General features: G+C 47.2%; 12 protein-coding genes and 1 pseudogene. All 13 read left to right on the top strand.

The features are described from left to right. Positions 1 to 26 precede the first annotated feature (26 nt). A complete protein-coding gene (floA, locus tag D479_RS14235) occupies positions 27 to 1,001 on the top strand; it encodes a flotillin-like protein FloA (protein WP_062514134.1) in 975 nt (324 codons plus the stop codon). Between the two features lie 29 nt (positions 1,002 to 1,030). Then, positions 1,031 to 1,507 (top strand): hypothetical protein, encoded by a 477-nt coding sequence (locus tag D479_RS14230; RefSeq protein WP_008638277.1) that lies wholly within the window; start codon positions 1,031 to 1,033, stop codon positions 1,505 to 1,507. Between the two features lie 72 nt (positions 1,508 to 1,579). Further along, positions 1,580 to 1,882, top strand: a complete 303-nt coding sequence (gene yqfC, locus D479_RS14225; protein ID WP_008638275.1) for a sporulation protein YqfC — start codon at positions 1,580 to 1,582, stop codon at positions 1,880 to 1,882. After that, positions 1,879 to 3,060, top strand: coding sequence for a sporulation protein YqfD (gene yqfD, locus D479_RS14220; protein ID WP_008638273.1), 1,182 nt, complete (start codon positions 1,879 to 1,881; stop codon positions 3,058 to 3,060). The genes yqfC and yqfD overlap by 4 nt, the downstream gene beginning before the upstream one ends. Before the next feature lie 2 nt (positions 3,061 to 3,062). Further along, positions 3,063 to 4,025: a PhoH family protein gene (locus D479_RS14215; protein ID WP_008638272.1), complete on the top strand. Its 963-nt coding sequence runs from the start codon at positions 3,063 to 3,065 to the stop codon at positions 4,023 to 4,025. A gap of 62 nt (positions 4,026 to 4,087) precedes the next feature. Next, a complete protein-coding gene (locus D479_RS14210; RefSeq protein WP_008638271.1) occupies positions 4,088 to 6,208 on the top strand; it encodes an HDIG domain-containing metalloprotein in 2,121 nt (706 codons plus the stop codon). Beyond that, positions 6,205 to 6,684, top strand: a complete 480-nt coding sequence (gene ybeY / locus D479_RS14205; RefSeq protein WP_026577199.1) for an rRNA maturation RNase YbeY — start codon at positions 6,205 to 6,207, stop codon at positions 6,682 to 6,684. The genes D479_RS14210 and ybeY overlap by 4 nt, the downstream gene beginning before the upstream one ends. Then, positions 6,659 to 7,039 (top strand): diacylglycerol kinase family protein, encoded by a 381-nt coding sequence (locus tag D479_RS14200; protein ID WP_008638269.1) that lies wholly within the window; start codon positions 6,659 to 6,661, stop codon positions 7,037 to 7,039. The genes ybeY and D479_RS14200 overlap by 26 nt, the downstream gene beginning before the upstream one ends. A gap of 72 nt (positions 7,040 to 7,111) precedes the next feature. Next, complete coding sequence (gene era, locus D479_RS14195; RefSeq protein ID WP_008638268.1) at positions 7,112 to 8,017, top strand: GTPase Era; 906 nt, start codon at positions 7,112 to 7,114, stop codon at positions 8,015 to 8,017. Between the two features lie 95 nt (positions 8,018 to 8,112). After that, positions 8,113 to 8,265: a YqzL family protein gene (locus D479_RS20265; RefSeq protein ID WP_008638267.1), complete on the top strand. Its 153-nt coding sequence runs from the start codon at positions 8,113 to 8,115 to the stop codon at positions 8,263 to 8,265. Between the two features lie 17 nt (positions 8,266 to 8,282). Beyond that, the gene (gene recO, locus D479_RS14190) at positions 8,283 to 9,026 is read left to right on the top strand and encodes a DNA repair protein RecO (RefSeq protein ID WP_008638260.1); all 744 of its coding nucleotides are present in this window, start codon (positions 8,283 to 8,285) and stop codon (positions 9,024 to 9,026) included. Positions 9,027 to 9,308: 282 nt separating this feature from the next. Beyond that, on the top strand, positions 9,309 to 10,196 hold the full coding sequence (gene glyQ / locus D479_RS14185; RefSeq protein WP_008638258.1) for a glycine--tRNA ligase subunit alpha: 888 nt from the start codon (positions 9,309 to 9,311) through the stop codon (positions 10,194 to 10,196). Continuing rightward, positions 10,189 to 12,277: pseudogene (gene glyS, locus D479_RS14180) on the top strand (glycine--tRNA ligase subunit beta). Before glyQ ends, glyS begins: the two are co-directional and overlap by 8 nt. Positions 12,278 to 12,351: the final 74 nt, after the last annotated feature.

Here is a 12,351-nt window from a genome sequence, read left to right as displayed (position 1 = left end):
GAAGTATTTTGACACTTCAGGAATTAATGCCGTTAATTATCATCGGTATCATTATTATCGTATTAGCAGTTCTGTTCACGTTTATACCCGTTATGCTGTGGATCAGTGCCTTGGCTGCGGGAGTGAAGATCAATATCTTTACACTGGTAGGTATGCGTTTGAGAAGGGTTATTCCATCCAGAGTCATTAACCCGTTGATCAAGGCCCACAAAGCGGGGGTAAACGTCGATACAAACCAGTTGGAGAGTCACTACTTGGCGGGAGGTAACGTAGACCGCGTTGTTAATGCCTTGATTGCAGCGCAGCGTGCAAATATCGAACTAAGCTTCGAGCGTTGTGCGGCCATTGATCTTGCCGGCCGTGATGTACTGGAAGCTGTGCAGATGAGTGTTAACCCTAAAGTTATTGAAACGCCGTTTATCGCCGGTGTAGCGATGGATGGGATTGAAGTGAAAGCGAAGGCGCGGATTACTGTGCGTGCCAACATCGACCGCCTCGTCGGTGGTGCAGGGGAAGATACCGTTATTGCCCGTGTAGGTGAAGGTATCGTCTCTACTATCGGTTCCAGCTCCAGTCATGGTCAAGTGCTGGAGAATCCGGATCGTATTTCGCAGAATGTTTTAGGCAAAGGGTTGGACGCGGGGACTGCATTTGAAATTCTATCGATTGATATTGCAGACATTGATATCGGGAAGAACATCGGTGCCATCCTTCAAACCGATCAGGCGGAAGCAGATAAAAACATTGCCCAGGCGAAAGCGGAAGAACGCCGCGCTATGGCAATTGCCCAGGAACAAGAAATGCGCGCCCGTGTTCAAGAAATGCAGGCGAAGGTTGTTGAAGCAGAGGCGGAAGTTCCACAAGCCCTTGCTGCGGCTCTCCGTTCAGGAAAAATGGGTGTGATGGATTATATGAACTATCAGAATATCAATGCCGACACAGATATGAGGAATACACTCGGCAAAGGATCTGACGAAGATTCCGAAGGTGAAGATAAATAATCCAATGATGGACGAAAAGGAGAATGGATATGGGAGATCTTCTTGATCTGATATTCAGTAACTTCCTCGTCGTCGCTGCAATCATCGGTGGAATCATCAGCTTTTTCAGTGGAGCAGGGAAGAAAGAGCAGCAGGCAGATAAACCAGCCCGGCCGATGCCGTCTTCCAGCCCGGCTCCTGAGAAGGTGCCGGAACAGAAGGTGGAAGCAGACAAGACGAGTGGAGAAGATCGTCTGAAGCGTTACTATGAAGAGAAACAGCAGCGCTTGAATGAAGTGCAGCAATCCAGAGAGAGAATGCGCGGGTCGGAGCGACGGTCGTCCGGTCCCGGCCCCCAGGTGGAAGTAACTTCTGCGCAGTCAGCAGGAACAGGGCGCAGAGAAGTTAGTGTTGCAAATCCGAAGAGCTGGAATAAAAAGAAGCTTGCGGAAGGAATTTTGATGGCGGAGGTGCTTGGTCCTCCCCGGGCACACAAGCCCCATTCCTCTCATCCGCGAAAAAGATAACCGAAACGCACGAATTGTAGTGATACAATTCGTGCGTTTTTCGTATAAATAAAGAGAGAGGAGGGCGGGCGCATGTCAAAATGGCAGCAGCATATCCGTACATGGATCGGTCGTTACTTTGATTTACCTTCTGATGTCATGCTGGATTTGCCAAGGATCACGACGATCGGCTCGATTCATTTGTACATAGAGAATCATACAGGCCTCCTGCATTTCTCGGATCATGAGATCAGGATTCAATATAAAAAGGGGCAGGTTCGCATTTTAGGTAAGGACCTTGGCGTGAAAATGATGTTGAAGGAAGAGCTGCTACTGGAAGGAGAACTGCAGTCGGTGGAATTCTTGCCTGACTCGGCCGGGGGGGTGAAAACTTGAGGAACCAGCGTGACTTTTTTCATGGCAGGATGATGGTGGAAGTTCAGGGGGCATTAATGGAGCCGTTTCTGCAGGCGTGTGTTAAACGCGGGTGCCATATATCGGATATGAAGCGCACGGAGGAGGGGAAGGTCCTCCTTACGATCCGGTTGAAAGACTGGCAGATACTTCGTCAATTACGGAAAAAGTATCGATGTAAAATATCTATTAAAGGTGGAAACGGGCTGCCGTTTTTTATTAATCAAATGCTGGGGCGGTTGTATTTAGTCTTCGCCTTCCTTGCTGCAGTCGTCGTCATATTTCTCCTCGCTAACACCCTTTGGTCCATCAAAGTGGACGGGCTGACGCCGGAATTAGAAGCGGATGTGGAGACACATTTGAAGGATTATGGAATCAAGCCGGGTAAGTTGACCATCGGGATGAGTGATCCGATCGAGATTCAGCAGAAGCTGCTTGATGATGTACCTGATCTGCTTTGGATAGGGGTCAAGAAGCAGGGGACGAGTTATCACCTTTATGGTGTGGAGAAAACTCGCTATGATACGAAAATGGACAACCGTCCCTCAAACCTGGTTGCTGCAAAGAAAGGGATGATAGTGGAGACGTTTATTAAGAAAGGCCGTCCACTTGTTTCCGTGTACGACGTCGTTAAAAAAGGACAAGTGCTGGCGACCGGAAAACTTGTAGAAGACAAAGAAACTGTCATTCATTCGGACGGGGAAGTAATTGCAGAGACATGGTATAAAGTGGAGCAGAACCTGCCTATGAAACAGGTGCTGACGCTTACAGACGGTCAAGTGGAGTCGGAGTATCACTTCCGCCTTGGGGAGTGGGAAGTTCCCTTCTGGGGATGGTGGAAAGGGGAGGACGGAAATTTTCGAGAAGAGAACCACAGGGATGGCTGGGACTTGTTCGGTTGGGAAAGTCCGTTTGGAATGAAGACGACGGATCACTATTCTATTGACCCGAAAGCATATGCGTCCTCAAGGGATGAGTTAGAGAAACTGGGTCTTGCATCGGGAAGACGAAGCTTGCAGCAGGAGATCCCTAAAGATGCAGAAATCAAGGAGGAAAAAGTTTTGCACCTGGGTGAGGAGCATGGTAAAGTAAAATTAATCCTATTGTATAAAGTACATGAAAATATTGCAGTCACAAAGTATTTAAGCCAAGGAGATTGAGTATGCCAGAAGACTTGAAGAACATGGACATTCAATTAGATAATACGACAGAAGCATTAGCTCTGTTCGGTACAGAAGACCGCAATTTAAAACAGATTGAAGAGCAGTTGAAAGTGACGATCATCACCCGTGGGGAGAAAGTACGTGTGTCCGGCCCGGCTGAGCATGTGAAGATGGTAGAGGACATCCTGATGAGTGTACTCGCTATTATCAGAAAGGGACTGACTGTAACAGAACGTGATATTGTCTACGCGGTGGAACTTGCTAAAAAAGGGAAAATAAATCAATTTGAAGCATTATATGAAGATGAGATCACCAAAAACGCCAAAGGTAAGTCGATCCGTGTTAAGACGCTCGGGCAGCGGAATTATATTGCTGCTATTAAGAAGAACGACCTAGTCTTCGGTATCGGGCCTGCGGGAACAGGTAAGACGTATTTGGCTGTCGTCATGGCGGTAAATGCACTGAAGAACGGAGATGTTAAACGGATTGTCCTGACAAGGCCAGCGGTTGAAGCAGGCGAAAGTTTAGGTTTCCTGCCTGGAGACCTGAAGGAAAAGGTAGACCCGTATCTTCGTCCGCTATACGACTCCCTGCACGATGTGTTCGGTGCCGAGCACACGGCGAGGCTCATTGATAGAGGAACGATTGAAATTGCCCCTCTGGCCTACATGCGCGGGCGGACTCTGGATGACGCTTTCGCAATTTTGGATGAAGCACAGAACACGACACCTGAACAAATGAAAATGTTTTTGACTCGACTAGGATTCGGATCCAAGATGATCATAACGGGTGATATCACCCAAGTCGATCTTCCTAAAGGCGTGAAGTCCGGACTAAGAGTGGCGGAAGAACGCTTAGGGAAAGTGAAAGGCTCGGCATTCATCCACCTGGAGCAATCCGATGTAGTCAGACACCCGCTCGTTCAACGGATCATAGATGCGTACGAAAGGGAAGACAAATAAGGCCCTGAGAAAAGGGTCTTATTTTCTGTTCTGCAAGGAAAATTATGTAAGGGAGTGGCGTGATGTTCGATAGGATGCGTGAAAGATTCTTTAAGGGCGAATGGCGTACATCGAAGCCGATCATCGGATTGTTGGCCTTGGTCGTTGCAGCCTTTTTCTTTATACTGGCGATACCGAACATACAGACTCAGACCTATAATTTGGAGAAATACGGAACGGCCCCGGAGACGATCCGGTCCCCGATTACGATCGAAAACGAACAGAAAACGGACCAGCAGATAAGGGAAGTCACGAGAGCGGTAGATGACCGCTACACGGTTTCTGAGGATATAACGGAAGAGCGGATATCCATGATCGAAGAAATTTTTGATGTAGTGGAAGAAACGGGCGCTGAAGGAGACGATGCCGCTGGGAAGGAAGAGCAGCTTAGGAAAGTGCAGGCTCTTCTTTCTGATGAAATTACTTCAGAGCTTCCGACGGAGATTTTTCTGCCGCTGCTACAGGCAGACAAAGAGGAAAGGGAAACGGCGAAACAATTTCTTATCCCCTCCGTACATACTGCTTTAGAAGATGGAATCCGTGCGGAAGATCTGCCGGATGCCGAGCGGAACATTCATCTCAAAGCAGAATACTCCAGCGTGCCTGCTTCTTTAAAGCAAGTGGTTTCCGACATTGCAGCGTTTGGGCTCGTGGAAAATTCGCTTTACGATCCGAGGAGGACGGAAGAAGCAATTAAGTCAGCAGCCTCCCAGGTCGAACCCATCATGATCCGTGCAGGGGAGGTGCTGGTCCAAAAAGGGTCAACCATTACCAATGATATTTACGAAGACCTTCGTTTAACGGGTGTGTTGAAAGAGCAGAGAAACCTTTTGCCGTTTTTGGGACTGGCATGTTTTGCGCTTCTTTTGGGGACGATTATGTATATGGAAAGTTTTCGTGCTGTGCATCATTACGGCCTTTCACTAAGTCATCTGGCGATTACGGCGCTCATATCCATCTTTATGGTTTTTTTGATGAAGATGATCAGTCTTTATGATAGTATGGATCAGCCTATCTTTTATTTAGTTCCGGCAGCGACAGGGGCGGTGTTGATCAAAGTCCTTTGTCGGGAGAGACTGGCTCTTGTTATGGCGATCCTCTATGCGCTTATGGGCTGTGTATTGTTCAACGGACAATTGTCCGGTACGCTGAATGCTGCTGCCGGTATGTACCTGCTCTTATCCCAGTTGGCCGGTATCTTCTTTCTTACAAGGAAGAAAGAAAGGTTGTCCATCGTGAAGGCGAGTGCCGGTGTTGCTATCACCAATATATGTACCATCTTGTTCTTCCTATTCATTTCTTTTGAGAAATACACCTGGTCGGAAGTGCTCCTTTATTGCGGGTACGGCTTTGCTGCTGCCATGATTGCGGCGGTTCTTACCCTTGGTCTCCTTCCTTTCTTCGAGACAGGTTTCGGTATACTGTCCGACCAGAAACTGTTAGCCTTGGCAAGTCCCAATCACCCGGTCCTGCGGAAAATATTGATAGAAGCACCCGGGACGTACCATCACAGTGTTATGGTCGCTAACTTAAGTGAAGCGGCATGCGAGTCTATTGGTGCCAACGGACTTTTGGCAAGAGTAGCTGCTTATTATCATGATTTAGGAAAAACGGTAAAACCGCACTTTTTTATCGAGAATCAAATGGGGATGAAGAACCCTCATGATTATATGGAACCGGAAGAGAGTGCCGAAATCATTATCGATCACCCTTATGCAGGAGCGGCCATGCTGGAAAAGGAAAACTTTCCGCCCGAGATTATTGCAATTGCGGAACAGCATCACGGAACGACTCTGCTCAAATATTTCTTCCATAAGGCACAGGAACGTAGAGAGAGCGTGAAGGAGGAAGAGTTCCGTTACCCGGGGCCCAAACCTCAAACAAAAGAAGCTGCGATTATCAATATCTGCGATTCCGTTGAGGCTGCTGTTCGTTCTTTGGACCATCCGACAGCAGATAAAATTCGCTCCATCGTCCGCTCCATTATGGAAAGCCGCTTGCTTGATGGGCAGTTAGACGACAGCCATTTGACGTTTAATGACCTTAAGAAGTTGGAATATGCCATATGTGAGACGCTTCAAGGGATCTACCATTCAAGAATTGAATATCCGGATACGAAACAATTAGTCAGGGAGGCTAAATAATGATTACCATTGATTTTCATGATGAAACGAATTCCGTCGACGAAGCGTTCGTTGACTTGATCCACCGCATCATTAGTTTTGCAGGAGAGAAAGAGGGAATTGAAGCGGAAGCAGAAGTGTCTGTTAGTTTCGTGGATGATAAAGAAATTCAGGAGATTAACCGAAATTACCGACAAAAAGATACACCGACGGATGTGATTTCCTTCGCTATGCAGGAATTGGGAGAAGGAGAAGAAGAAGTGAACGTGCTGGATGAGAATATGCCGATGATTCTCGGAGACATCATTATTTCTGTTGATACAGCGAAGATGCAGGCGGAAGAATATGGGCATTCCCTTGAAAGAGAGCTCGGTTTCCTTGCTTTGCACGGTTTCCTGCATCTCCTGGGATATGACCATATGAATACTGAGGATGAGAAGAAGATGTTTGGCCGTCAAGAGGAAATCCTCCATGAGTTCGGACTCGAAAGGTCGTAAAAAGAAACGGGGAATTGGATTTCGATATGCTTGGCACGGTCTTGTTCGTGTCATAAACTCTGAGCGAAACTTTCGAATCCATCTCTCCGTCGCTTCCATCGTATGTATCGCGGGTGCTGTGCTCTCGATTTCCGCTTTGGAATGGGCGGTTGTTGTGGGGATCATCGCTCTTGTAATGACACTGGAGATGGTGAACTCCGCGATTGAACGGATCCTGGATCATCTAGCTCCAGAGCGGCATCCTGCGGTGGGGGAAGTTAAAGATATAGCGGCAGGTGCGGTGCTCGTCGCGAGCGCCGGATCGATCGTGATCGGATTGATCATTTTCCTGCCGAAACTCATTCCGTTGCTCTAACTTCATGAAAGTATGGGCAATGTATAGTAGAATATAGAGAGTAACGTTTAAGTAATTATTGGAGGAACAGCTATGACAGACAATTTCAAGTCCGGTTTCATCACGATCGTAGGTCGTCCGAATGTCGGGAAATCGACATTTATGAACCGCGTCATCGGGGAAAAAATCGCAATTATGAGTGATAAGCCGCAAACAACGAGAAACAAAATTCAAGGGGTCTATACAGATAAAGAAGCACAAATGATATTTATTGATACACCCGGTATCCATAAGCCGAAGCACCGCCTCGGGGACTATATGGTCAATGTTGCTGAGAATACGCTGAATGAAGTGGATGCCGTCTTGTTTATGATCAATGCGGAGGAAGGATACGGCCGGGGAGACCAATTCATCATTGATCGTCTCCAACGCGTCGACCAACCGGTATTTCTGATCATCAATAAGATTGATAAGGTGCATCCGGATGAATTGCTCCCTTTAATTGAGCAGTATAAAGGAATGTTCGACTTTGAAGAAATCATTCCTATTTCCGCCCTTGAGGGAAACAATGTGAACCACCTTGTCTCCGTCCTGAAGAATCATCTTCCGGAAGGTCCTCAGTTTTATCCGGAAGATCAAATCACCGATCACCCGGAGCGCTTTGTTATCAGTGAATTCATCAGGGAAAAAGTACTGCATCTGACAAGAGAGGAAGTTCCGCACTCCATCGCGGTGGTTATCGAGGGAATTGAAAAGCGGAAAAACTCTAATGCCGTTTATATCCAGGCTGCCATCATTGTAGAGCGGAAATCACAGAAAGGCATCATCATCGGCAAGCAGGGCAGTATGTTGAAGGAAGTCGGAAAGCGTGCCCGGAAGGATATTGAAGCGCTGCTTGGCAGTAAGGTGTTCCTGGAGCTTTGGGTCAAGGTGCAGAAAGACTGGCGCAACAAGCAGATCCAGCTCAGCGATTTCGGCTATCGGGAAGACGAATATTGATACTTGGAAAAAATTAAGCCTTATGGTTTCAAGGAGAAGAACGCATTCTAATATTGTGTATTTGTTTAACAATGATATGAAAGGCGGTGTTTCTTGTGCGCGACAAACTTTCATGGAATGTTTTCAGTATGACTGGAAGCGTGGAGACGTATTTGTTAATGAAAGAGTTGGAGTCTCAAGATCAACAGTCTGAAGAGAAACATGCTTCTTCTCCTGAATTTTTATCAACAGATGAGTGGAGACACTAACGAAGCAGGTGAGCCATTTGTTAGACAAAGTGGAAGGCTTGGTCATCCGGACGAACGATTACGGGGAGACTCATAAGGTCGTAACCCTGATGACTAGAGAAAAAGGTAAAATTGCTGTGATGGCGCGCGGGGCTAAAAAGCCGAAAAGCCGGATGTCATCGGTGACGCAGCCTTTCATCCATGGGATGTACCTCATTCATTCGGGGTCCGGATTAGGTTCTATGAGTCAGGGCGAAATGCTCTCTTCGCTGCGATCGATCCGCGAAGATATCGTTAAAACAGCGTACGCTTCTTATATTGCTGAATTGACGGACAAACTCATGGAAGAAAAACAGCCGGATCCTTTTCTTTTTGAACAGCTCCTGCAGACACTGTCCTGGATGAACGAAGGCAAGGATCCGAACATCCTTTCGATGATGTACGAACTGAAGATGTTCAAGAAAGCGGGCTTTGCTCCGGTCGTGGATCAGTGTATTCACTGCGGCAGTCAGGAAGGACCGTTCTCTTTCTCCATCGTGGAAGGAGGCGTCTTGTGCTTTCGTTGTAAAGGGCGCGATCCGGAAGCCTATGGACTGCCGGAACCGCTGCCGAAGCTGTTGCGTGTATTTCTACATATGGATGTCAAGCGTTTGGGTACCATCACGATGAAGGAAGAAAATAAGAAACTGCTCAGGCAGTTGATGGATGATTATTACGAACGATACGGCGGTTATTTTTTGAAATCAAAAAAGTTCCTCAGACAGCTTGATCAGTTCTCCTGATGTTATTTGACAGACATCAGTCAGTAGAGTATGATTTGAATACAAAATATCGTTTTGCGTTGAAGGAAAGTAGTAGCTGAACAATGCTGGTTAAAGCGAGCCTGTGGGGGTGAGAGTCAGGCATCATGCGGTTTGGTGAAGGCGTTCCGGAGCAAATTCTTTAAAAGTGGCTTTCTTATGGAGAAAGCAATTAGGGTGGAACCGCGGAGACCCCGTCCCTATGCTGAAACAGGCATAGGGACGGGGTCTTTTTTATCTACCTATAATTCGAGGAGGGAAACAATGAACATACAAGATATGATCTTAACATTACAAAAACACTGGTCCGACCAGGGGTGTCTGCTCATGCAGGCATACGACACAGAGAAAGGGGCAGGGACGATGTCCCCGATGACACTGCTCCGGAGCCTTGGACCTGAGCCTTGGAACGTGGCATACGTGGAACCATCACGTCGCCCTGCGGATGGTCGATACGGCAAGAACCCGAACCGTCTTTATCAGCACCATCAATTTCAAGTGATCATGAAGCCTTCCCCGGATAATATCCAGGAACTCTACTTGGATTCTCTCCGCGCACTCGGTATCGACCCGGATAAGCACGATATCCGTTTCGTGGAAGATAACTGGGAGAACCCGACGCTTGGAGCTGCCGGGCTGGGCTGGGAAGTATGGCTCGACGGTATGGAAATTACGCAGTTCACTTATTTCCAACAAATCGGTGGATTGGAAGCACGCCCGGTTTCTGCTGAAATTACGTATGGTTTGGAGAGACTTGCCTCTTATATTCAGGATAAGGAGAATGTTTTCGAACTGGAATGGACGAATGGAGTTACGGTCGGAGATATTTTCACACAGCCGGAATATGAACATTCGGTTTATACGTTCGAAGCATCGGATGAACAAATGCTTTTCGATCTCTTTAATACTTACGAGCAGGAGGCAAAGCGCATTATGGAACAAGGCCTTGTTTTCCCTGCCTATGATTACGTGTTGAAGTGTTCCCATACGTTCAACCTGCTTGACGCTAAAGGAGTCATCAGTGTGACAGAGCGTACCGGTTACATCTCAAGAGTTCGTAACCTTGCAAGGAAAATTGCCAAGACTTATGTGGAAGAACGCGAGCGCCTCGGATTCCCGATGCTGAAGGAGGAGAAGGATACCAATGAGTAAAACCGTATTGTTTGAACTTGGAGTTGAAGAATTACCGGCACGATTTATCGATGATGCCATCGGTCAATTAAAAGAGAAGACCATCGCTTGGTTGGAAGAGAACCGCATTCCTTACGGGGCTGTGAAAGACTTCGCCACCCCACGTCGTCTCGCTGTACAAATCACGGATGTAGCGGAAAAACAGCCGGATGTCGAGGAAGAAGCAAAAGGACCGGCCAAGAAAATCGCATTGGATGAAGAAGGCAACTGGACGAAAGCTGCCATCGGTTTTTCCAAGGGGCAGGGAAAAGGTGTCGATGACATCTACTTCAAAGAAATCGGCGGAACGGAATATGTCCATGTCAACAAGTATATCGAGGGCCAGGAAACTTTCGAACTGCTGAAACAGTTTCGTGAAGTCTTCCTTAGTCTCTCGTTCCCGAAAAACATGCGGTGGGGAGATCGTGATCTTCGCTATGTCCGCCCGATTCGCTGGATTGCAGCACTTTTCGGAGAAGAAGTCATTCCTTTCACCATTGAGAATGTAGAAGCCGGTAAAACAACATTCGGTCATCGCTTCCTCGGTGGAAAGACGACGATCCCTTCTGCTGACCAGTACGAACAAATAATGAAGGATCAAAACGTTCTTGCTTCAGCCGAAGAGAGGAAACAGGAAATCCATCGTCAGTTAAAAGCTTTGGAAGCATCAAAAGGCTGGAAACTCATCATTGATGAAGACCTGTTGAATGAAGTTACCCATCTTGTGGAATATCCAACAGTGTTCAGTGGAAGCTTCTCCGATGAATTCCTCGCCATTCCGGAAGAAGCATTGATTACTTCTATGAAGGAGCATCAGCGATATTTCCCTGTTCGTTCTAAAGAAGGAACGCTCCTCTCCTATTTCGTAGGAGTAAGGAACGGGAATGAAAAGCATATAGAGAATGTTGCACGAGGGAACGAAAAGGTTCTAAAGGCCCGCTTAAAAGACGCTCAATTCTTCTACGAGGAAGATCAAAAAGGCAGCATCGACCAGAAAATGGAGAAGCTGTCCCGGATGGTCTACCAGGAAGAGCTCGGGACGCTTGCTGATAAAGTGCAGCGGATCGTTGCCATTACAAAGAAATTGAGTGAGTGGCTTGACCTGGATGAAACGACTGGAAAACATGCGGTACGCGCAGCAGAAATCAGCAAATTCGACTTGGTTACACAAATGGTGGATGAGTTCACGGAACTTCAGGGCGTGATGGGGGAGAAGTACGCCCGCATCTTCGGAGAACCGGAAGAAGTTGCTGTCGCAATTAATGAGCACTACATGCCTCGTCAGGCAAATGGAGAGGTGCCAGCAAGCGTCATCGGCTCCATCGTAAGTATAGCTGACAAACTCGATACCATTGTCGGAAGTATCTCTATCGGCATTATTCCAACCGGTTCTCAAGACCCATACGGCTTACGTCGTCAAGCGCTTGGAATCTTACAGACTTTGAATGAGAGAAAGTGGAACGTGCCAGTGGAAAACCTCATTGACCTTGTGCACCAGTTCTACATAGAACTGAGCACTGCCGACCCGCACGAAAGAAGAAGTCCATGAAGATCTTCACGAATTTTTCCGTGTTCGTGCCGCGTATTTGTTAAGAGAAGACCATATCGATCCGGATATCGTCGAAGCGGTGCTTGCAAACGGCATCGGTGTCTTTCCTTCCGCTTCTGCTAAAGGACGTATCCTCGTTGAGAAAAGACAGGATCAGGCATTTAAACCAGTCCATGAAGCACTGGGGCGTGTACTGAATCTTGCTAAAAAGGCTGAGGATGCAGGAACAGTCGATCCATCCTTGTTTGAAAACGCGGAAGAAGAACGACTTCATCAAGTACATCAATCCATACACGAAGCGTATGTGGCACTTCTGCAACAGGAGCAGTGGGAGGATGCACTGAATAAGTTGTCCGGACTTGCTGAACCTATTCACGCATTCTTTGAACACACTATGGTCATGGCCGAAGACAAGAACGTACGCCTTAATCGTTTAAGCATGCTGAAAGCCATTGCTGAAGATGTTTATCTGTTTGCAGACTTGAATGCAATCGAGTGGAAGCAGCAGTTCTGAGTCACCCCCTTTTACCCGAAGAAGAATATGAGCTATAATAGTAAATAGTATGTCACATTGAGTGATCAGGGTGG

Origin of the sequence: Halobacillus sp. BAB-2008, from assembly GCF_000328325.1 — a bacterium.
GTDB lineage: Bacteria > Bacillota > Bacilli > Bacillales > Halobacillaceae > Halobacillus.
The sequence above is the reverse complement of the archived record's forward strand: the minus strand, read 5'-3'. Positions and strand labels throughout refer to the sequence as shown.

What these genes read in the sequence shown, in the direction of transcription:
- floA (WP_062514134.1), top strand. Translation starts at nt 27, where the DNA reads ATGCCGTTAATTATCATCGGTATCATTATTATCGTATTAGCAGTTCTG.
- yqfC (WP_008638275.1), top strand. Translation starts at nt 1,580, where the DNA reads ATGTCAAAATGGCAGCAGCATATCCGTACATGGATCGGTCGTTACTTT.
- era (WP_008638268.1), top strand. Translation starts at nt 7,112, where the DNA reads ATGACAGACAATTTCAAGTCCGGTTTCATCACGATCGTAGGTCGTCCG.
- D479_RS14210 (WP_008638271.1), top strand. Translation starts at nt 4,088, where the DNA reads ATGTTCGATAGGATGCGTGAAAGATTCTTTAAGGGCGAATGGCGTACA.
- glyQ (WP_008638258.1), top strand. Translation starts at nt 9,309, where the DNA reads ATGAACATACAAGATATGATCTTAACATTACAAAAACACTGGTCCGAC.
- D479_RS14215 (WP_008638272.1), top strand. Translation starts at nt 3,063, where the DNA reads ATGCCAGAAGACTTGAAGAACATGGACATTCAATTAGATAATACGACA.
- D479_RS14200 (WP_008638269.1), top strand. Translation starts at nt 6,659, where the DNA reads ATGAGTTCGGACTCGAAAGGTCGTAAAAAGAAACGGGGAATTGGATTT.
- D479_RS14230 (WP_008638277.1), top strand. Translation starts at nt 1,031, where the DNA reads ATGGGAGATCTTCTTGATCTGATATTCAGTAACTTCCTCGTCGTCGCT.